This is a genomic window from Microbacterium sp. AC215, assembly GCF_979258645.1.
Map to the genome: position 1 here is coordinate 1,963,250 of NZ_OZ409869.1, position 18,948 is coordinate 1,982,197.

19 protein-coding genes are annotated in these 18,948 nt (G+C 69.3%); 10 read left to right on the plus strand and 9 right to left on the minus strand.

Annotated elements, in window-relative coordinates; translation table 11 throughout:
* Positions 1 to 2: 2 nt before the first annotated feature.
* Positions 3 to 1,409 carry an aminotransferase-like domain-containing protein gene (locus ACZZZF_RS09575; RefSeq protein ID WP_285363778.1) on the minus strand — a complete coding sequence of 469 codons (1,407 nt, stop codon included), beginning with the start codon at positions 1,407 to 1,409 and terminating at the stop codon, positions 3 to 5.
* Between ACZZZF_RS09575 and ACZZZF_RS09580 the strand changes: the two genes are divergently transcribed.
* From ACZZZF_RS09580 to ACZZZF_RS09590, 3 genes are read left to right on the plus strand one after another with little or no spacing between them, the layout of a single operon-like run.
* Entirely contained in the window at positions 1,408 to 2,355 is a 948-nt protein-coding gene (locus tag ACZZZF_RS09580; protein WP_463498093.1) for a DMT family transporter, read from the plus strand. The genes ACZZZF_RS09575 and ACZZZF_RS09580 overlap by 2 nt on opposite strands.
* Complete coding sequence (locus ACZZZF_RS09585; RefSeq protein WP_463498095.1) at positions 2,355 to 2,966, plus strand: FMN-binding negative transcriptional regulator; 612 nt, start codon at positions 2,355 to 2,357, stop codon at positions 2,964 to 2,966. Before ACZZZF_RS09580 ends, ACZZZF_RS09585 begins: the two co-directional genes overlap by 1 nt.
* A gap of 9 nt (positions 2,967 to 2,975) precedes the next feature.
* Positions 2,976 to 3,599, plus strand: coding sequence for a GNAT family N-acetyltransferase (locus tag ACZZZF_RS09590; RefSeq protein WP_463498097.1), 624 nt, complete (start codon positions 2,976 to 2,978; stop codon positions 3,597 to 3,599).
* Here ACZZZF_RS09590 and ACZZZF_RS09595 read toward each other — a convergent pair.
* The 6 genes from ACZZZF_RS09595 to ACZZZF_RS09620 all read right to left on the minus strand — a co-directional run bounded on the left by ACZZZF_RS09595 (position 3,563) and on the right by ACZZZF_RS09620 (position 8,346).
* Positions 3,563 to 4,264, minus strand: a complete 702-nt coding sequence (locus ACZZZF_RS09595) for a GntR family transcriptional regulator (RefSeq protein WP_053098545.1) — start codon at positions 4,262 to 4,264, stop codon at positions 3,563 to 3,565. The genes ACZZZF_RS09590 and ACZZZF_RS09595 overlap by 37 nt on opposite strands.
* A 1-nt stretch (position 4,265) precedes the next feature.
* Positions 4,266 to 5,006 carry a GntR family transcriptional regulator gene (locus tag ACZZZF_RS09600; RefSeq protein ID WP_072590588.1) on the minus strand — a complete coding sequence of 247 codons (741 nt, stop codon included), beginning with the start codon at positions 5,004 to 5,006 and terminating at the stop codon, positions 4,266 to 4,268.
* Positions 5,007 to 5,219: 213 nt separating this feature from the next.
* Positions 5,220 to 6,398 (minus strand): SLC13 family permease, encoded by a 1,179-nt coding sequence (locus ACZZZF_RS09605; RefSeq protein ID WP_463498099.1) that lies wholly within the window; start codon positions 6,396 to 6,398, stop codon positions 5,220 to 5,222.
* A 33-nt stretch (positions 6,399 to 6,431) separates the two neighbouring features.
* Entirely contained in the window at positions 6,432 to 6,788 is a 357-nt protein-coding gene (locus tag ACZZZF_RS09610) for a YciI family protein (RefSeq protein ID WP_053098543.1), read from the minus strand.
* Entirely contained in the window at positions 6,785 to 8,158 is a 1,374-nt protein-coding gene (locus ACZZZF_RS09615; protein ID WP_463498101.1) for an RNA polymerase sigma factor, read from the minus strand. Before ACZZZF_RS09615 ends, ACZZZF_RS09610 begins: the two co-directional genes overlap by 4 nt.
* Positions 8,155 to 8,346 (minus strand): hypothetical protein, encoded by a 192-nt coding sequence (locus tag ACZZZF_RS09620; RefSeq protein WP_463498103.1) that lies wholly within the window; start codon positions 8,344 to 8,346, stop codon positions 8,155 to 8,157. The genes ACZZZF_RS09615 and ACZZZF_RS09620 overlap by 4 nt, the downstream gene beginning before the upstream one ends.
* 282 nt (positions 8,347 to 8,628) lie before the next feature.
* Between ACZZZF_RS09620 and ACZZZF_RS09625 the strand changes: the two genes are divergently transcribed.
* The 6 genes from ACZZZF_RS09625 to ACZZZF_RS09650 are packed head-to-tail and all read left to right on the plus strand — an operon-like array spanning position 8,629 to position 16,389.
* On the plus strand, positions 8,629 to 8,718 hold the full coding sequence (locus tag ACZZZF_RS09625) for a potassium-transporting ATPase subunit F (RefSeq protein WP_056276367.1): 90 nt from the start codon (positions 8,629 to 8,631) through the stop codon (positions 8,716 to 8,718).
* The gene (gene kdpA, locus ACZZZF_RS09630; RefSeq protein WP_463498105.1) at positions 8,718 to 10,403 is read left to right on the plus strand and encodes a potassium-transporting ATPase subunit KdpA; all 1,686 of its coding nucleotides are present in this window, start codon (positions 8,718 to 8,720) and stop codon (positions 10,401 to 10,403) included. The genes ACZZZF_RS09625 and kdpA overlap by 1 nt, the downstream gene beginning before the upstream one ends.
* 1 nt (position 10,404) lies before the next feature.
* Positions 10,405 to 12,543, plus strand: a complete 2,139-nt coding sequence (gene kdpB / locus ACZZZF_RS09635; protein WP_463498107.1) for a potassium-transporting ATPase subunit KdpB — start codon at positions 10,405 to 10,407, stop codon at positions 12,541 to 12,543.
* A gap of 41 nt (positions 12,544 to 12,584) precedes the next feature.
* Complete coding sequence (kdpC, locus tag ACZZZF_RS09640) at positions 12,585 to 13,184, plus strand: potassium-transporting ATPase subunit KdpC (protein WP_463498109.1); 600 nt, start codon at positions 12,585 to 12,587, stop codon at positions 13,182 to 13,184.
* A gap of 14 nt (positions 13,185 to 13,198) precedes the next feature.
* Positions 13,199 to 15,721 carry an ATP-binding protein gene (locus ACZZZF_RS09645; protein ID WP_463499938.1) on the plus strand — a complete coding sequence of 841 codons (2,523 nt, stop codon included), beginning with the start codon at positions 13,199 to 13,201 and terminating at the stop codon, positions 15,719 to 15,721.
* On the plus strand, positions 15,718 to 16,389 hold the full coding sequence (locus tag ACZZZF_RS09650; protein ID WP_053098537.1) for a response regulator: 672 nt from the start codon (positions 15,718 to 15,720) through the stop codon (positions 16,387 to 16,389). The genes ACZZZF_RS09645 and ACZZZF_RS09650 overlap by 4 nt, the downstream gene beginning before the upstream one ends.
* A gap of 131 nt (positions 16,390 to 16,520) precedes the next feature.
* Here the strand turns inward: ACZZZF_RS09650 and ACZZZF_RS09655 are convergent, their stop codons facing one another.
* Together ACZZZF_RS09655 and ACZZZF_RS09660 are read right to left on the minus strand one after the other, a co-directional pair.
* Positions 16,521 to 17,315 carry a TspO/MBR family protein gene (locus ACZZZF_RS09655; RefSeq protein ID WP_463498111.1) on the minus strand — a complete coding sequence of 265 codons (795 nt, stop codon included), beginning with the start codon at positions 17,313 to 17,315 and terminating at the stop codon, positions 16,521 to 16,523.
* A 98-nt stretch (positions 17,316 to 17,413) separates the two neighbouring features.
* Positions 17,414 to 17,977 carry a TetR/AcrR family transcriptional regulator gene (locus ACZZZF_RS09660; protein WP_056277669.1) on the minus strand — a complete coding sequence of 188 codons (564 nt, stop codon included), beginning with the start codon at positions 17,975 to 17,977 and terminating at the stop codon, positions 17,414 to 17,416.
* Between the two features lie 94 nt (positions 17,978 to 18,071).
* Here ACZZZF_RS09660 and ACZZZF_RS09665 point away from each other — a divergent pair, with 94 nt between their 5' ends.
* Entirely contained in the window at positions 18,072 to 18,914 is an 843-nt protein-coding gene (locus ACZZZF_RS09665) for an alpha/beta fold hydrolase (protein WP_056276350.1), read from the plus strand.
* Positions 18,915 to 18,948 lie beyond the last annotated feature (34 nt).

Consider the following 18,948-nt stretch of genomic DNA (forward strand, 5'->3'; position numbering starts at 1 on the left):
GGTCAGGATGCCGCGAGCACACCGCCGAGGATCTCCGCCGCCTCGGGGAATCGCGTCGGGTCGGCGTTCGCGTAGTTGAGTCGCACATAGGCTCCGGAGGGCTCCGCGGGGAACCATTCGGATCCGGGAGAGATGATGAGGCCGCGGGTCTCGCATCCTCGGACCACGCCGACGACATCGGTGCCCTCCGGAAGCCGCACCCAGAGGTTGAGGCCACCGGCCGGCACCGTCTCGACCGTCGCGGTCGGGGCGTGCTCGGCGAGGCTCGCGAGCAGCAGATCGCGTCGCGCCCTCAAGTGGTCGCGGAAGCCACGCAGGTGGCTCTTCCACGCCGGCTGGGTCACGACGTCGAGCGCGGCAGCCTGCAGCAGCCCGCTCACGTACATCGACTCGGCGGCACGGTCGGCGAGGATGCGCTCGCGCGCCGGGCCCCGCACGATCACCGCGGCGATCCGCAGTGCGGGCGAGACGCTCTTGGTCAGCGAACGGAGATAGACGACATGGCCGTCATCGTCCATCGCCGCGATCGGACGTGGATCGCCGTCGATGGCCAGATCGTGCGCCCAGTCGTCTTCGATGAGGAAGGCGCCGTGCCGCCGCACGCTCTCGAGAACGGCGAGGCCGGTCGACGCGGGCCACCTGGCGCCCGTCGGGTTGGCGAATGTGGGCTGCGCGTAGAACGCACGAGCGCCGGTCTCGACGAACGCCCGCTCGACGGCATCCGGATCGGGCCCGTCCGGCCCCGACGGGATCGGCACCAGCACCACCCCGGCCTGCTCGGCGGCGAGAAGAGCACCCCAGTAGGTGGGCGACTCGATCAGCAGAGGCTGCCCTGCCCCGACCACGGCTCGGAAGATGGAGCTCAGCCCGCTCTGGCTGCCCGCGATCACGAGCGCATCCCTGGCGGATGCCGGAGTGACGTCTGCGGGGGCGGATGCCGCGAGCTCGGCGGCGAACCAGGCCTGCAGCTCCGGCATCCCGGCGGCGGGCGAGCGAGTGAGCGCTGACGAGGTGCGTGCCGCACGGGTGATCGCCTGACGGACCAGCCGCTCGGGAAGCAGGTCGACCGCCGGATACCCGGAATGCATGCCGATCGCGTCGGGAGCGACAGTGCGCTGCGTCGAGGTGAGCCCGGCGAGTCGCGCGGGAGGAGCCCCGAGCGCGGATGTCTGCCAGCCGTAGTCGGCGGGGCGCGGCGTCTTCTGCGCGCGCACGAACGTCCCCGCGCCTGGTCGGGATTCGATCAGGCCCAGCCGGGCGAGGCGTCCCATCGCCTTCTGCACCGTCACAGGGCTCGCTCCGTACTGCGCGACGAGCGCTCGATTCGAGGGAACCCGAGACCCCGGAGGCGCCGCCTCGATCCACCGACGCAGTTCTCCTACGATCCGGTCACTGCTATCCTGACTCATGAAAGAACAGAGTAGCGTTATCGCTCCTGCTCGCACAGCGCTATCCCGTGCGGGCCTCTGGTGGGGCCTCCTCGGCGTCGCCGCCTTCTCGTTCACCCTCCCCTTCACCCGCATCGCGGTCGGCGGCCTCTCGCCTCTGTTCATCGGATCCGGTCGCGCGGTCGTCGCCGCAGCGCTCGCTGCCATCGCTCTGGCGGCCACCCGGCAGCATCCGCCGACCAGGGTGCAATGGTGGCGACTCGCGATCGTGGCCGGCGGCGTGGTCGCCGGGTTCCCCCTCTTGACGTCGTTCGCCATGACCGCCGCACCGGCGAGCCACGGCGCCGTGGTGATCGGCCTGCTCCCCGCAGCGACGGCCGTCATCGTCGTGCTCCGCACGCGCGAACGGCCGGGACGTGCGTTCTGGTGGTTCGCCGCACTCGGCGCCATCACGGCGGTGGTCTTCGCGTCACTGCAGAACGGGGATCTCGGCGAACTCCACTGGGCCGATCTGCTGCTGTTCGCCGCGGTGCTCGCTGCGGCTGTCGGCTATGCGGAGGGCGGCCTGCTGGCTCGGGAGCTCGGAGCCTGGCAGACCGTGTCGTGGGCGCTCGTGCTCGCCGCGCCGCTGATGCTCGTGCTGACCCTGGCCTCGGCGGTCGCCGACCCGCCGACGGCATCGCCGGTGCAGTGGCTCGCCTTCGCCTACCTCGCCGTGGTGAGCATGTTCCTCGGATTCTTCGCCTGGTATCGCGGTCTCGCGATCGGGCCCATGGCCCAGGTGAGCCAGATCCAATTGGTCCAACCCGTGATGAGCATCGCGTGGGCCGCGCTGCTTCTTCATGAGCAGATCGGATGGCCCACCGCGCTCGGCGGCCTGGCCGTCATCGTGTGCGCCGCGCTCGCGGTGCGCACCCGACTGACCCATCCCCGACCCACCACCCACCCCCTGAACGAGGAGTTCTGATGCGCCACACACCCCGTTACCTGATGACCGACCCGCTCGAGGTGAAGCGCCTGATCCGCGGCAATCCGTGGGCGACCTTCGTGTCCCCCGCGAGCACAGGGCTGGTCGCTTCGCATTACCCCGCGCTGCTGATCGAAGACGAACACGAGATCGTGATCGCGAGCCACTTCGGTCGCCCCGACGAGCAGATGCATGAACTGGGCGCGCACGAGGTGCTCGTGATCATCCAGGGCCCCCACGACTACGTGTCGCCCAGCCTCTATGCGCCCGGCGACCTCGTGCCCACCTGGAACCACGTGACCGCTCACCTCTACGGCACTCCCGAGATCCTCACCGAGGAGGAGAACTACGCCATGCTCGCGCAGCTGACCGACCACTTCGAGAAGGGAACGCCGCACGGACGCAGCCTGTCGGAGGACGAGGCCGGCACCCGGCGAGCGGCGAAGGGAACCGTCGGGCTGAGGATGCGTGTCGACCGGTTCGACGCGCGCGCCAAGCTGAGCCAGAACAAGTCTCCCGAGGTGCGAGACACCATCACCGGGCGGTTCGACGAGACGAACGCGGCCCTCGCGGCCGAGATGCGTCGAGTGTCCGGCCAGGCCCCTCAATAGGCTGGGGCGATGACCGATTCGCCGCACACCGACGTCTGGCCCGTCCGCACCGAGCGGCTGCAGATCCGGCCGATGACGGCACTCGACGTCGACGCCATGTGGGAGTGGCGTCGACGGCCGGAGGTGAACCGGTGGCTCGGACTCGCGCCGGCCACACTCGAGGAGTTCCGCGAGCGGTATCTCGACCCCGGCCGGCTCACGTCGATGTACCTCGTCGAGCTGATCACGGAGAACGACGGACCCACGCCGATCGGCGACATCATGATCAGGATCGGTGACGGCTGGGCGCAGCTCGAGGTCGCCGATCAGGCGAGGGGCGTCGAGGCCGAGCTCGGCTGGGTGCTCGACCCCGCGCACACCGGTCGCGGCTATGCGACCGAGGCCATCCGCGCCGTGATCGACGTCTGCTTCGGTCCGCTGGGGCTGCGCCGGGTGCACGCCGGATGCTTCGCCGACAACGAGCCCTCGTGGAGTCTGATGGAGCGGCTCGGCATGCGCCGGGAGGAGTTCAGCCGCAAGACCGCTCTGCACCGGTCGGGCGAGTGGCTCGACGGGCTCAACTACGGCATCCTCGCGGAGGAGTGGACACCGACGCGTCAGAGTTCTGTGACCCCGTCGACCACGAACGTGTAGAGGTCTCTCACCAGATCAGTCGCTTCGAGGCGGTCGCGATCGCGCGCTGCGGCGACGAGCGCGTCGACGACCGATCGGAGCATGGCGGGGTTGCGGGGCCGGCTGAGCGAGCGGATGCCGAGCACCAGCGCCGTGCGCTTCGACGCGTGCAGGGCGCTGAGGTGTCGGTTGCGCGAGAACACCGCGAGCAGGTCGAGCAGTTCCCACAGCCCCTCCGCTCCGATGACCTGATCGCTCTCGTCCGACGCCCAGAGTTCGCGGACGGTCGCCGCCCGCTCGGCGAGATCGGCGATCTGCGCCTCGGTCGCCTCCGCGATGCCGAGGTCGGCCGCCGCGATCGACAGGCCGGAGCACTCAGCGGCGACAGCGACGAACCACGCGGGGGTCGGCGTCACGACGACCGACGCCCTGTTCAGACGGTGCTCGATCAGATGCATCGCTTCAAGGGTGCCGAGGGCTGATCGCACGGTCGCCGCGGCGACGGTGAGCCGCTGTGCGAGGGCGGTGACCGATAAGGGATCGCCGGGCGCCAGTTCGCCCGACTCGATCGAGTGCGCGAGCGAGTCGACGACGGCATCCGCTCGGGAGGTGATGACGGGCGGTGGCTGCTCGACCCCTCCCAGCAGTCGCGTGGAGTTCAGCCTGTCGATCCGCCGGTCGGGCATGTCAGTCCCCGGGTAAGAGGACGGCGGGCGTCGAGCCGGCGGAGACGGAGGCGGATGCCGCGGCGAGCGCCGCCGCCGCGCGGAGAGGTTCGATCGTCGATCTCAGGAACAGCGGTTCGATGAGGTCTCGTACCCCGACCCCGTCGCGCCGATCGAGCAGGGCACGCAGCTGATCGAGGGCCGCCCGCATGTAGTCGACGAGTTCGTCGGGCACGCGTTGCGCGGGCACGGTTCGGGTGAGGTGCAGCACCAGTTGACCGTCCAGGATGTCGATCATCGTCTGGTTGTGGGCGTTGAGCACGATCTCGCCCCACAGCGCGTACCAGAGGCTGAGCCCCTCGCGACTCGAGGTTCCCGCGAGCTCGGCCACCAGGAGTCCGTCGATCCTCTCGTGCAGAGAGGCGACCTGCTCGTCGGTGTAGGTCGGCACTGCTCTGACGGCGCAGTATCCGATCATGGCGACGGCGGTCTCGACACGTTCCGCCTGTGCCTCGAGGTCGACCGGCGCGACGCGTGTGAACCGGTTGGTGCTGACCTCGATGAGTCCGAGGTCGGCGAGACGGTTGAGAGCCTCGCGGATGGGTGTGCGGGAGACGCCGTATTCGGCCTGCAAGTCCTGGTCGCGAATCTCTTCGAGGGGTTGCATGCGCCCAGAGATGATCTCTTCGGCGAGCGTGGCGAAGACCTGGTCGCGGATCAGCTGCCGCGGCCGGATCGGCAGAGATGCGCTGATGTCGCCCACGGGCACACTTTATGCCGGTGTCATGCCGACGCACCATACATCAGGCACTGAAGTTTCACCGGATCCGACGGCATGTGCGTAGCGTTGTGGAGTAGGGCAGCGACCCTCACCCGGCACACACTCCCCATGTCGTGCCGCGGACCTCCCCCAGATCCCGTGACGCGAGTCGCTGCCCTTTTCCCTCCCCTGCGGCCGGGATCGGGATGCCGGATCTCAGCCTGCGACCAAGGCGAGCACGAGCGTGGCGACCAGCACCGTCGGCACGGCGACGATCGCTCCCCAGAGCATCAGGCTGCCCCAGCGGATCTCGACACCCAGCGACACCACCCTGTGATGCCAGAGAAGGGTGGCGAGCGATGCCCACGGGGTGATCAGGGGGCCGAGGTTCACGCCGATCAGCAGCGCCATGAGCGCGACCGGATCGCCGGCTGTGGGTTCGAGGATCAGGTAGGCGGGCAGGTTGTTGACCCCGTTCGCGGCGAGCGCGCCCGCCGCAGAGAGACGCAGCAGTTCTGCGGGCGCGTGGCCACTGGTCGCGAGGACCGACAGGAAGTCGAGGATGCCGTTCGCGTGCGCGGTCTCGACCACGACGAACAGGGCCGCCGCCAGGCCGATCGCCTGCCATGGCACGAGCGAGAGTCGCAGCACATGGCGACGCCGGATGCCGAACACGACGATGAGCACGAGCGCTGCGACCGTCGCGGGGATCCACACGTCATGGGTCAGTGCGAGCAGCGGCATCAGGAGCAGCAGGATGGCGGACGCCGCCCAGAAGAGCATCCGGTCGGAAGGGGCACCCCCTGTCGGAGTGCGATACCCGCCGAAAAGCGTGCGCCGGTGTCGCAGCGTGAGGATCACGACGGGCACGAGCACCCCGACGAGTGTCGGCGCCCAGCTCAGCGCGAGGAACGCGAGCGGGTCGTCACCGATCGACCGTGCCGCGAGCAGGTTCGTGAGGTTCGACACGGGCAGTGCGAGAGATGCGGTGTTCGCCAGCCACACCGTGACGAGGGCGAACGGCAGCGGAGGGATGCCGACGCTCTGCGCGAGCACGACCACGACCGGCGTCACGATGACCGCCGTGGTGTCGAGCGACAGGAACACCGTGCTGATGACGGCGAGCACCACGACAGACAACCAGAGCAGGATGACGCGCCCGTGCCCCCACCGAGCCAGACGCTGAGCGACGACGTCGAACACCGCGGCATCCCGGGCCAGCTCAGCGACGATCGTGATCGCGATGACGAACCCGAGCACCGGTGCGATGCGGGCACCGAGCGCCCCGGCATCCGCTGACGGCAGGACGCCCGTGACGATGCAGACGAGTGCGACGGCGATGAGCGCCAGGACGATGATCGTCCCCGCTCCCAGCCGCCGTCGCGTCGCACTCACTCGCTGAGTGTAGATCCGGGAGGGGTGTGGTCCTCAGTCCTCGTCCCAGGGGAGCTTCACCACCGGCAGGATGTAGACCCTCCCCATGACGGCGGTGGGATGCTTCGCCATGAAGCTCGCCGCCTCGTCGATCGACTCGGCGGTGACGATGTCGTAGCCGGCGAACCACTCCTTGAACTCCGGGAACGGGCCGTCGGTGACGAGCACCTTGCCGTCTCGCACCGCCACCGACTTGGCTTGGTCCGCCCCGGCGACGGGTGCGCCCTCGCCCAGGCTGCCGGCCGCCCTGCCCTCATCCGCCCAGTCTTCGAGAAGGCGCTGATCCTCTCCCTGCGGCATCGTGCCGCCGGTCGGGTCGGTCATGTGGATCACGAGGTACTTGTTGCTCATCTGCTCTCTCCATTCGTCGTGCGCCCGGGCTCCCCGGGTGCGAGGGGCGCCGCGAGCTCGTCGCGGCGTCGGGTCAGGTGGATGATCTCCGCGGTGTTGTCGGCGAGGGCGATCGCGCGCTCGTAGGCAGCCCGAGCATCGTCCGGCCGGTCCGCAGCGCGCAGCAGCTCTGCGCGCGTCACGTGGAAGGCATGGAACTGATCCAGCGCATCGCGCAGCGTCTCCACGATCAGCAGTGCTCGTTCGGGCGAGTCCCGCTCTGCGACGGCGACCGCCCTGCTGAGGGTCACGACCGGGCTGGAATCGATCCGCTCGAGCTGCTCGTAGAGTCCGACGATGCGCGCCCAATCGGTGTGCTCGGCATCCGTCGCCCGCACATGCACCGCGTTGATCTCGGCCAGCAGTCGGTGACGACCGGGGGCCGCGGTGGGTGGCTCGTCGAGCAGTGCGAGGCCTCGACCGATGAGCTCGTTGTCCCACGAGCCACGGTCCTGTTCGTCCAGGCGCACCAGCTCGCCGCCGTCGGTGACGCGTGCCGCGGCGCGCGCTTCGCTGAGCAGCATCAACGCCAGCAGACCCGTGACCTCCTCGTCGGCGGGCAGCAGCTCGCGGAGCAGTCCGGTGAGCCGGATCGCCTCGCCCGTCAGCTCGCGACGCAGTGCGGGCACTCCGGCCCCGGACGCGAAATACCCTTCGTTGAAGATCAGATAGAGCACTGCGAGCACTCCGTCGATCCGGATGCGGAGGTCGTCGGCAGCCGGCATCCGATAGGGGATCCGGTCGGTCTTGATCTTCGCCTTGGCTCGGGTGATGCGCTGCCGCACCGCAGATTCCTGGATGAGGAAGGCCCGGGCGATCTCCTCGACGGTGAGCCCGCCCACGATCCGCAGGGTCAGGGCGACGCGTGCTTCGAGTGACAGCGCCGGATGGCAGCAGGTGAAGAGCAGACGGAGGCGATCGTCGTCGATGACGCCCGTCGGCTCCGGCGGTTCGGGATCGTGCAGCATGAGAGCCTCCCGATGCTTGGCATCGCGGAACGACTCACGACGCAGTCGATCGATGGCCTTTCGGTAGGCCGTGGTGGTGATCCACCCGGCGGGATTGGGCGGCACTCCCTCGTCCGGCCATCGCTCAGCGGCCGAGGCGAACGCCTCAGCAGCCGTCTCCTCGGCGAGGTCGAGATCACCGCACCGTCGGGTGAGTCCTCCCACGATGCGCGCCCACTCGTCGCGATAGACCTGCGCGACGTGCTCTGCGACGTCGGTGTTCACCGAGAACCCTCGATTCGATTCCGGCGCTGCATCACTCAGACTCTCTCCGTCCGCTCGTTCGAGCAGGTCGCGCTCCGATCCTGCCGTCAGGACGATCATCCCGGTTCCCCGCTTCCGCCGGAAGAGATGCGCGCCCAGAGGCGGCGAGCGCGCACACGGAGGGAAGGGCGCCGGATCAGACCAGGATGCTCGAGCGCCGTCCGACGTCGCACGATCTGCTCCTGGGCGTGCTCAGCCTCGAGCCGGTAGACGAGGTTCGCCACCATCGGGTCGTTGTACACAGTCACCACCGCACCTCTCGCGTCTGAGGCCCCCGATCGGGGACCTCCTACCCGAACCACGAACGACGAACGACGGATGCGACAACGCGTCGCGAGAAAGTCGGATCGACCCCGAGATGTGAGCAAGTCGCATGCATCCCGCACGGCCCCGTAGGCAAAGCGTGAGGATCGCCATATGCCGGTCCGCACGGGAGTTGTATCGAGTCTCGTGCTCGACATCATCTACATCGCGCTGACTCTCGCGCTGTTCGCCCTCGTCTCTCTTGTCGCGAAGGGGGTGGAACGACTGTGATCGTCTTCGAGATCATCGCCGCCGCCCTCGCCGTGGCCGCCGTCGTCTACCTCGTGGTGGCTCTCGTCGCCCCGGAGAAGTTCTGATGGGCGCGGGTGCCGACATATGGTTCGGCGTCCTGCAGGCCGCCGTCCTCATCATCGCCCTCGTGCTGCTGTACCGCCCGGTGGGCGACTACATGGCGCACGTCTTCAGCACCCCGCGTGACCTGAAAGCCGAGCGCGGCCTGTACCGACTGATCGGCGTCGACCCGGCATCCGAGCAGACCTGGCGGGCCTATGCCCGCAGCGTGCTCGCGTTCTCGGTCGTCGGCCTGCTGCTCGTCTACGGGCTGCAGCGACTGCAGAGCTTCCTGCCCCAGTCGCTCGGACTCCCGGCCGTGCCCGAAGGGCTCGCGTTCAACACCGCGGCGTCATTCGTCGCGAACACCAACTGGCAGTCGTACTCGCCCGAGCAGACCATGGGCTACACCGTGCAGCTCGCCGGCCTCACGGTGCAGAACTTCGTCTCGGCCGCCGTCGGTCTGGCCGTCGCGGTCGCGCTGATCCGCGGCCTCTCGCGCGGCGGCTCGACCACGATCGGCAACTTCTGGGTCGACCTGATCCGCGGGCTCGGACGCATCCTGCTGCCGATCGCCCTGATCGGCGCGATCGCCCTGATCGCGGGCGGCGTGGTGCAGAACTTCGCCGGCTTCACCGATGTGACCACGGTCTCGGGCGGCACGCAGACCATCCCGGGCGGGCCGGTCGCCTCGCAGGAGGCCATCAAGCTGCTCGGCACGAACGGCGGCGGCTTCTTCAACGCCAACTCGGCGCATCCGTTCGAGAACCCGACCGGCTGGACCAGCCTGCTACAGATCCTGCTGATCCTCGTGATCCCGTTCTCACTCCCCCGCACGTTCGGTCGCATGATCGGCGACAACCGCCAGGGCTATGCGATCGCCGCCGTGATGGGAACGATCTTCCTGATCTCGACTTTCGCGCTCTCGGCTCTCGAACTCGCCGGCCGCGGCAGCGCCCCCGAACTCGCCGGCGCGGCGATGGAGGGCAAGGAGGTGCGCTTCGGCATCCTCGGCTCGACCCTCTTCGGCAGCGCCAGCACCCTGACGTCGACGGGTGCGGTCAACTCGATGCACGACTCGTACACGGCGCTCGGCGGCATGATGCCGATGCTCAACATGATGCTCGGCGAGGTCGCCCCCGGCGGCGTCGGCTCTGGTCTCTACGGCATGCTCGTGCTCGCGATCATCGCGGTGTTCGTCGGCGGACTGCTCGTCGGCCGCACCCCCGAGTACCTCGGCAAGCGCATCGGCCCGAAGGAGATCAAGCTCGCGAGCCTCTACATCCTCGTGACGCCCACCCTCGTTCTTGTCGGCACGGCCCTGAGCTTCGCGATCCCCGGCATCCGGGCAGACGTCGAGGCGACCAGCATCCTCAACCCCGGCGTGCACGGCATGAGCGAGGTGCTCTACGCCTTCACCTCGGCCTCGAACAACAACGGCTCGGCCTTCGCCGGCCTCACCGCGAACACCCCGTGGTTCAACACCGCACTGGGCATCGCGATGCTGCTCGGCCGCTTCCTTCCGATCGTGCTCGTGCTGGCCCTGGCCGGATCCTTCGCCGCACAGCAGCGCGTGCCCGAGAACACCGGAACCCTGCCCACGCACCGACCGCAGTTCGTCGGCCTCCTCACCGCCGTCACGGTCATCATCACGGCACTCACCTACTTCCCCGTGCTCGCACTGGGCCCCCTCGCTGAAGGACTCGTCTGACATGACCCTCACCACCACGCCCTCGGAACAGCAGGATGCTCCGGCATCCGCCCCGACCGCACCGCCCCGCTCATTCGGCTGGGCACAGCTGACGCAGGCCCTGCCCGGCGCCCTGCGCAAGCTCAACCCCGCGTCGCTCGTGCGCAACCCCGTGATGCTCCTCGTCTGGGTCGGTGCCGCATTCACGACCGTGCTCGCGATCGCCGAGCCGTTCCTCGGCGGCCCGGCCGACTCCGGCGGAACACCCGTGCCCGCACCCTTCACCTGGGGCATCGCGATCTGGCTGTGGCTGACCGTGCTGTTCGCCAACGTCGCCGAGTCCGTGGCCGAGGGCCGCGGCAAGGCCCAGGCCGCGAGTCTGCGCAAGACCCGCACCAGCACGATGGCCCGCAAGGTCGTCCGCTATGACTCGGCGACGGATGCCACGGCCGAGCGCACCGAGGCGGTCGACGTCTCATCGGCCGAGCTGCAGCGCGACGACATCGTGATCGTCACGGCCGGCGAGCTGATCCCCGGCGATGGCGACATCGTGGCGGGCATCGCGACCGTCGACGAATCGGCCATCACCGGCGAGAGCGCCCCCGTCATCCGCGAATCCGGCGGTGACCGCAGCGCTGTCACCGGAGGCACCCGCGTGCTGTCGGATCGCATCGTCGTGCGCATCACCTCGAAGCCCGGCGAGACGTTCGTCGACCGCATGATCGCGCTCGTCGAGGGCGCCAGCCGTCAGCGCACACCCAACGAGATCGCGCTCAACATCCTGCTCGCGAGCCTGTCGATCGTGTTCGTCGTAGTGGTTCTCGCGCTCAACCCGATCGCCTCGTATGCGGCCTCGCCCGTCAGCATCCCGGTGCTGATCGCCCTGCTCGTGTGCCTGATCCCGACCACGATCGGCGCCCTGCTCTCGGCCATCGGCATCGCCGGCATGGACCGTCTCGTGCAGCGCAACGTGCTCGCGATGTCGGGCCGCGCCGTCGAGGCCGCAGGCGACGTCACGACGCTGCTGCTCGACAAGACCGGCACCATCACCTACGGCAACCGCCGCGCCCACGAGGTGCTGCGGCTCGGTGGCGTCGACCCCGACGAGCTGCTGCGTGTCGCTGCCCTCTCATCCCTCGCCGACCCCACGCCCGAGGGTGCCTCGATCGTCGAGCTGGCGCTGAGCCGCGGCATCCGGGTCGACGAGCCGGCGGATGCCGTGGTCGTGCCGTTCACCGCGCAGACCCGCATGTCGGGACTGGACCTCGCCGACGGGACGCAGATCCGCAAGGGCGCAGGGTCGGCGATCGACGCCTGGCTCGGGCTCGACACGGATGCCGAACTCACCGGCCTCGTCGACGGCGTCGCCTCGAGCGGCGGCACCCCGCTGGTGGTCGCCGTGAAGCGTCCAGCGGGATCCGGCGAGGTGCTCGGCGTCGTGCACCTCAAGGACATCGTGAAAGACGGCCTGCGCGAGCGGTTCGAGGAACTGCGCAGCATGGGCATCCGCACGGTCATGATCACGGGCGACAACCCGCTGACCGCCGCCGCGATCGCGACGGAGGCGGGCGTCGACGACTTCCTCGCCGAGGCGACACCCGAGCAGAAGCTCGAGCTGATCAAGCGTGAGCAGGAGGGCGGGCGACTCGTCGCCATGACGGGCGACGGCACGAACGACGCCCCCGCTCTCGCCCAGGCCGACGTCGGCGTCGCGATGAACACGGGCACGTCGGCCGCGAAGGAGGCCGGCAACATGGTCGACCTCGACTCGGACCCGACCAAGCTCATCGACATCGTGCGCATCGGCAAGCAGCTGCTCATCACTCGCGGCGCGCTCACGACCTTCTCGCTCGCGAACGACATCGCCAAGTACTTCGCCATCATCCCGGCGATGTTCATGGGGGTGTTCCCGGGCCTCGCGGCGCTCAACATCATGCAGCTGCACTCGCCGGCATCCGCCGTGACCAGCGCGATCATCTTCAACGCGATCGTGATCGTCTTCCTCATCCCGCTCGCGCTGCGCGGAGTGAAGTACCGGCCGGCGAGCGCCTCGCAGATCCTGCAGCGCAACCTGCTCGTCTACGGCCTCGGCGGAGTGATCGCACCGTTCATCGGCATCAAGCTGATCGACCTCGTCATCACCCTCATCCCCGGTTTCTGACCGGCGTCCGTCTTCGTCCTTCTCTCATCGAAAGGCACTCCATGTCCTCCTCCCGCACCGTCGCCCGCACCACCGGCGTCGCCATCCGCGCGATGCTCGTGCTCACCCTCGTGCTCGGCGTCGGCTACACGCTCGTCGTCACCGGCATCGGTCAGCTGCTGCTGCCGTTCCAGGCGAACGGCTCGCCGCTGGGCGACGACAAGGGCAGCTCGCTGATCGGTCAGTCCTTCACGGATGCCGACGGCGACGCGCTGCCCGAGTACTTCCAGTCGCGTCCGTCGGCCGCCGGTGACGGCTACGACGGGGCCGCGTCCAGCGGCAGCAACCTGGGCCCCGAGAACCCCGACCTCGTCGCGGCGATCGACGAGCGCCAGGCGGCAATCGCCGAGCGCGAGGGCGTGAGCACGGATGCCGTGCCGGCCGACGCTGTGACGGCATCCGGATCCGGCCTCGACCCGCACATCAGCGTCGCGTACGCGCTGCTGCAGGTGCCGCGGGTGGCGGGCGAGCGCGACCTGCCCGCGCAGCAGGTGCGCGACCTCGTGGAGTCTAGGATTCAAGGGCGGGATCTGGGATTCCTCGGCGAAGAACGCATCAACGTCGCCGAACTCAATCTCGCGCTCGATGAGCAGGAGGGCTGATGACGGCAGAGCGGATGCCGCGGCGCGGCCGACTCCGCGTGCTGCTCGGCGCAGCCCCCGGTGTCGGCAAGACCTTCGAGATGCTCGTCGAAGGTCGCCGGCTGCTCGACGAGGGCCGGGACGTCGTGATCGCGATCGTCGAGACGCATGAGCGCGCGGCGACCGCCGCGCAGACCATCGGCATCCCCGAGGTCCCCCGTCGCACCGATCTGCACCGGGGCGTGCCGCTCAGCGAGATGGACCTGGATGCCGTTCTCGCACGCCGACCCGAGATCGCGCTGGTCGACGAACTCGCGCATACCAACACCCCCGGCTCGCAGAACCCGAAGCGCTGGCAGGACGTCGGTGCGCTGCTCGACGCGGGCATCGACGTCGTCACGACCGTGAACGTGCAGCACATCGAGTCGCTGAACGCGGTGGTCGAGAAGATCACCGGCATCGCGCAGCAGGAGACGATCCCGGATGCCGTGGTGCGCGCCGCCGACGAGATCGAGGTCGTCGACCTGGCGCCGCAGTCGCTGCGCGACCGTCTCTCCGCCGGACTCGTCTACCCGGCGGAGCGGATCGACGCGGCCCTGTCCAACTACTTCCGTCTGGGCAACCTCACGGCTCTGCGTGAACTCGCACTGCTGTGGCTCGCCGACGAGGTCGACAGCGCGCTGCGCAGCTACCGGGCCGACCACGGCATCGAGGGCACCTGGCAGGCGCGCGAGCGCGTGGTCGTCGCCCTCACCGGCGGACCCGAGGGCGAGACGCTGCTGCGCCGAGGGGCCCGCATCGCCGCACGCTCGGCCGGCGGCGAACTGCTCGCCGTGCACGTCGCCGCGCAGGACGGGCTGCGCGATGAGACCCCCGGCGCCCTCGCCGCGCAGCGGTCGCTCGTCGAATCCCTCGGCGGCAGCTTCCACCAGATCATCGGCGACGACATCCCCGGCACGCTCGTCGAGTTCGCCCACGGGGCGGATGCCACTCAGCTCGTGATCGGTGTCAGCCGGCGTGGGCGTCTCGCGGCGGCGCTGACGGGACCGGGCATCGGCTCGGAGGTCATCCGCCGCTCCGGCGACATCGACGTGCACATCGTCACCCACGCCGCCGCGGGCGGCCGCGTCGCACTCCCCCGCATCACCGGCGGCGCCCTCGGCTGGCGACGTCAAGCGCTCGGGTTCGCACTGGCGCTCGTCGTCGGCCCGCTGCTCTCGTGGGCGATGTTCGCGTTCCGCAGCCCCGAGTCGATCACGGTCGAAGTGCTGGCCTTCCAGCTGCTCGTCGTGATCGTGGCCCTGGTGGGAGGCGTGCGGCCTGCCGTCTTCGCGGCGGTGCTGTCGGGCATCACCCTCGACTTCCTGTTCGTCGCCCCGCTGTTCACCATCACGATCGCGCACCCGCTGCACGTGCTCGCCCTCGCGCTGTATGTGACCATCGCCATCCTCGTCAGCATCATCGTCGACCAGGCCGCCCGGCGAGCCCGCACCGCCCAGCGCGCCGCCGCGGAGGCAGAGCTGCTCGCGGCCGTGGCCGGCAACGTGCTGCGCGGCGACAACGCGGTGCTCGCTCTCGTCAGCCGCACGCGCGAGGCGTTCGGACTCACCGGCGTCCGCCTGCTCACCGCCGACGGCGAGGTACTGGCCAGCGACGGCGAACCCGTGCCCGACGGACGCGCCACGACCATCCCGGTCGGTGCCGGAGGATCGGCACCCGCCGTGCTCGAGCTGCACGGCGAACCGCTCGACACCCCCGCCCGACGCCTGCTCGACGCGATCGTCGCGCAGCTGACGGCGGCCATCGAGCACACCGACCTGCGTGCCACGGCGCGCGAGGTCGCTGCCCTCGCCGAGACCGACCAGGTGCGCAGCGCCCTGCTCTCGGCGGTCAGCCACGACCTGCGCCGCCCTCTGGCCTCGGCCGTCGCCGCGATCGGCGGACTCCGCGGGGCGCACGCGCTGTCGGCATCCGATCGGGAAGAGCTGCTCGCGACGGCCGACGAGAGCCTCGCGACCCTGTCGTCGCTCGTGACCGACCTGCTCGACGTCAGCCGGGTGCAGGCCGGAGTGCTCGCCGTCTCGACCATGCGGCTCGATGTCGCGGGCCCCGTGCTCGCTGCCGTCGACGAGCTCGGCCTCGGGCCGTCGGATGTCGAGCTCGCGCTCGATGCCCGGCTGCCCGCCGTGTCGGCCGACCCGGTGCTGCTGCAGCGAGTGCTCGTCAACGTCATCGCGAACGCCCACCGTCACGCGCCCGCCGACAGCCGGGTGATCGTCTCGACGAGCACGATCGGCGACCACGCCGAGGTCCGCATCATCGACCGCGGTGCCGGCGTTCCCGCCGAGAAGCGCGACGAGATCTTCCAGCCGTTCCAGCGCCTCGGCGACACCGACAACACCACCGGCCTCGGCCTCGGCCTCGCCCTCTCGCGCGGATTCGCCGAGGGCATGGGCGGTACCCTGACACCCGAGGACACCCCCGGCGGTGGACTCACCATGGTCATCTCGCTGCCCCTCGCAGCAGAGCCCGACATCATGCAGGAGGAGACGGAGTGAAGCTCCTCATCGCCGACGACGACCCGCAGATGGTGCGCGCACTGCGCATCACCCTCGCCGCCCACGGGTACGAGGTGGTGGTCGCGCCCGACGGCGCCGCCGCCGTGGCCGTCGCCGCACAGACTCACCCCGACCTCATCATGCTCGACCTCGGCATGCCGCGGCTCGACGGCATCGAGGTGATCCAGGCGCTGCGCGGCTGGACGACCGTGCCGATCATCGTCGTGTCGGGTCGCACCGGGTCCGCCGACAAGGTCGAGGCCCTGGATGCCGGAGCCGACGACTTCGTCACCAAGCCCTTCCAGGTCGACGAGCTGCTCGCGCGGCTGCGGGCGCTGTCTCGTCGGGCGGTGCCCGCGGGCGGGGAATCCACCGTCGGGTTCGGCGATGTGGTGGTCGACCTCGCGACGAAGACCGTCACCCGGGCGGGTGCGCGCGTGCACCTGACACCGACCGAATGGCGCATGCTCGAGCACCTCGCCCGGCATCCCGGAGCCCTGGTCACCCGGCAGGACCTGCTCAAGGAGATCTGGGGCAGCGAACAGGTGTCCGACTCGGGCTACCTGCGGCTGTACATGTCGCAGTTGCGCAAGAAGCTCGAGGCCGAGCCGAGCGCACCGGTGCACCTGCTCACCGAGTCGGGCATGGGCTACCGTCTCGTGCTCTGAGCCAGGTCTGCCGTTCTCGTCATTCTCGGTTCACAACTCAGCATGAGCTGCTGTCAACCGACGGAATCGGCGGGTTCACCTCGTCGCACGCACGATCTGTGCTGAGTTGTGAACGCCGACCGAGCGCAGAGTCAGAGGGCGACGTCGGCGCGAGGGCGGCGCAGCACTCCCCAGACACCCGCGGCGACGAGGGCGACCGCGACGACGATCGCGACGATCGCGGTCACCGTGCTCTCGGGTTCGCCGGTCAGACGACCGACGGCGAGCCATCCGAGACCCCATGCGGTCGCGAGGGCAGGGGCGATGCGCTTGGTGACGAGGGCGCTGGCAACCCCGATCACGAGCACGACGGCGAGCACGACGACCGCCCAGATCTCGGCCTGATCAGCCCAGCTCTCGGGCGCGATCTGCGTGAGCCAGGCCGTGGTATTCGCGACCGTCGCGATGGTGACCCAGCCGAAGTGCAGGCCGTTCGCGCCGTCGACGACGATGCGCTCGGGCCAGGTGCGGGCACGGCTGCGGCCGAGGATCACGATGACACGGGCGAGGGTCGCGAGCAGCAGGGCGATCACGATGACCGTCAGCGGCAGCGACAGGAACTGCGCCGTCACGAGCCAGAGCCCGTTGAGGATCATCGACGCGGCGATCCATCCGCCGACAGCTCGCTGGCGCTCATCCGCCCGCTGCGCCGGAAGCGCCTGCCACACCGTGTAGGCGATGAGGCCGATGTAGATCAGCGACCAGATCGAGAAGGCGGGGCCGGCCGGCGCGAGGTATGAGCCCTGCGCCGAGAGCGCTCCATCCTGCAGCTCGCTGACCGAGGTGCCGCCGAAGGCACCGGATCCGACGGCCGCTGCGATGAGCATGAAGGTGGCCGAGGCGATGATGATCGTCTGGCGGGCGATGTCCTGCGTCCGGGAGTCCATGCTCGCAACATACGCGCGCGAGGGCGCAAACGCACCAGCCTTGACACCGGGATGCATAAACGCTAGCCAAGCTAGCTAAATCTGCTCTCCCGTTGCGGTCAGGCGGCGACGGCGGCGTCGATCAGCACTTCGGCGGCGTTGCGCGCCTGCACGGCGACCTGCGGGTCGGCGGCGATCGCCGCGGTGCTCTGCGCACCCTCGGCGAGGATCGACAGCTGCGCGGCGAGGGATGCCGGCGCTCCGGCCGCCACGACGAGGTCGGCCATGTACGCCTGGAACGACGCCTTGTGATCGCGCACGATCTCGGCCACCTCGGGGTTCGTGCCACCGAGCTCGCCGAACGCGTTGATGAACGCGCAGCCGCGGAAGTCGTCAGTGCAGAACCAGTCCTCGAGGTACCCGTAGACGGCGAGCAGGCGTTCGCGGGGGTCTGCCCCGGCATCCGCCACCGCTCCCGTGAGTCCCGACTCCCACTCCCGATGCTTGCGCGCGAGGACGGCCGTGACGATGTCGGTCTTGGATGGGAACAGGGCATAGAGGCGACGCAGCGACACGCCGGCCGCAGCCCGCAGCTCATCCATGCCGACGGCCGCGTATCCCTTGCGGTAGTAGAGCTCGTCGGCCGCCGCGAGGATCTGTTCACGCACTGTGTCGTCGGTCATCACCCCAGTGTACTTGACACGAGAACGAGCGTTCTCTACAGTGAAGACATCAGCGAGAACGACCGTTCTCACCGGACCGAAAAGGATCAGGATCATGGGCTACATCACCGTCGGAAACGAGAACAGCACCCCGATCGAGCTCTACTACGAAGACCAGGGATCGGGTCAGCCCGTCGTCCTGATCCACGGGTACCCGCTGAACGGCCACAGCTGGGAGCGCCAGACCCGTGAGCTGCTCGCTCAGGGCTACCGCGTCATCACCTACGACCGCCGCGGTTTCGGCCAGTCCTCGAAGGTCGGCACCGGATACGACTACGACACCTTCGCCGCAGACCTCAACACCGTGCTCGAGACCCTCGACCTGCGCGACGTCGTGCTCGTCGGCTTCTCGATGGGCACCGGAGAGCTCGCCCGCTATGTCGGCACCTACGGTCACGAGCGGGTCGCCAAGCTCGCCTTCCTCGCCTCACTCGAGCCGTTCCTCGTGCAGCGCGATGACAACCCCGAGGGCGTGCCGCAGGAGGTCTTCGACGGCATCGAGGCTGCAGCCAAGGGCGACCGCTACGCGTGGTTCACCGACTTCTACAACAACTTCTACAACCTCGACGAGAACCTCGGCAGCCGCATCAGCCAGCAGGTCGTCGACGCCAACTGGAACCTCTCGGTCACCAGCGCCCCGGTCGCGGCCTACGCGGTCGTCCCGAGCTGGATCGAGGACTTCCGCGGCGACGTCGACGCCGTGCGCGACGCCGGCAAGCCCACCCTGATCCTGCACGGCACGAAGGACAACATCCTTCCGATCGACGCCACCGCCCGCCGGTTCCACCAGGCCGTGCCCGCCGCGACCTACGTCGAGGTCGAGGGCGCACCCCACGGTCTGCTCTGGACCCACGCCGACGAGGTCAACGCCGCGCTGAAGGACTTCCTCAGCAAGTAGTCCGCGAACGGCCCGAGAGCCCGGCATCCGCCTC

Bases quoted from the DNA above. Each gene is read 5' to 3' on its own strand.
- ACZZZF_RS09580 (WP_463498093.1), top strand. From the start codon at position 1,408: ATGAAAGAACAGAGTAGCGTTATCGCTCCTGCTCGCACAGCGCTATCC.
- ACZZZF_RS09575 (WP_285363778.1), bottom strand. From the start codon at position 1,409: ATGAGTCAGGATAGCAGTGACCGGATCGTAGGAGAACTGCGTCGGTGG.
- ACZZZF_RS09585 (WP_463498095.1), top strand. From the start codon at position 2,355: ATGCGCCACACACCCCGTTACCTGATGACCGACCCGCTCGAGGTGAAG.
- ACZZZF_RS09590 (WP_463498097.1), top strand. From the start codon at position 2,976: ATGACCGATTCGCCGCACACCGACGTCTGGCCCGTCCGCACCGAGCGG.
- ACZZZF_RS09595 (WP_053098545.1), bottom strand. From the start codon at position 4,264: ATGCCCGACCGGCGGATCGACAGGCTGAACTCCACGCGACTGCTGGGA.
- ACZZZF_RS09610 (WP_053098543.1), bottom strand. From the start codon at position 6,788: ATGAGCAACAAGTACCTCGTGATCCACATGACCGACCCGACCGGCGGC.
- ACZZZF_RS09615 (WP_463498101.1), bottom strand. From the start codon at position 8,158: ATGATCGTCCTGACGGCAGGATCGGAGCGCGACCTGCTCGAACGAGCG.
- kdpA (WP_463498105.1), top strand. From the start codon at position 8,718: ATGGGCGCGGGTGCCGACATATGGTTCGGCGTCCTGCAGGCCGCCGTC.
- kdpB (WP_463498107.1), top strand. From the start codon at position 10,405: ATGACCCTCACCACCACGCCCTCGGAACAGCAGGATGCTCCGGCATCC.
- kdpC (WP_463498109.1), top strand. From the start codon at position 12,585: ATGTCCTCCTCCCGCACCGTCGCCCGCACCACCGGCGTCGCCATCCGC.
- ACZZZF_RS09645 (WP_463499938.1), top strand. From the start codon at position 13,199: ATGCCGCGGCGCGGCCGACTCCGCGTGCTGCTCGGCGCAGCCCCCGGT.
- ACZZZF_RS09655 (WP_463498111.1), bottom strand. From the start codon at position 17,315: ATGGACTCCCGGACGCAGGACATCGCCCGCCAGACGATCATCATCGCC.
- ACZZZF_RS09660 (WP_056277669.1), bottom strand. From the start codon at position 17,977: ATGACCGACGACACAGTGCGTGAACAGATCCTCGCGGCGGCCGACGAG.
- ACZZZF_RS09665 (WP_056276350.1), top strand. From the start codon at position 18,072: ATGGGCTACATCACCGTCGGAAACGAGAACAGCACCCCGATCGAGCTC.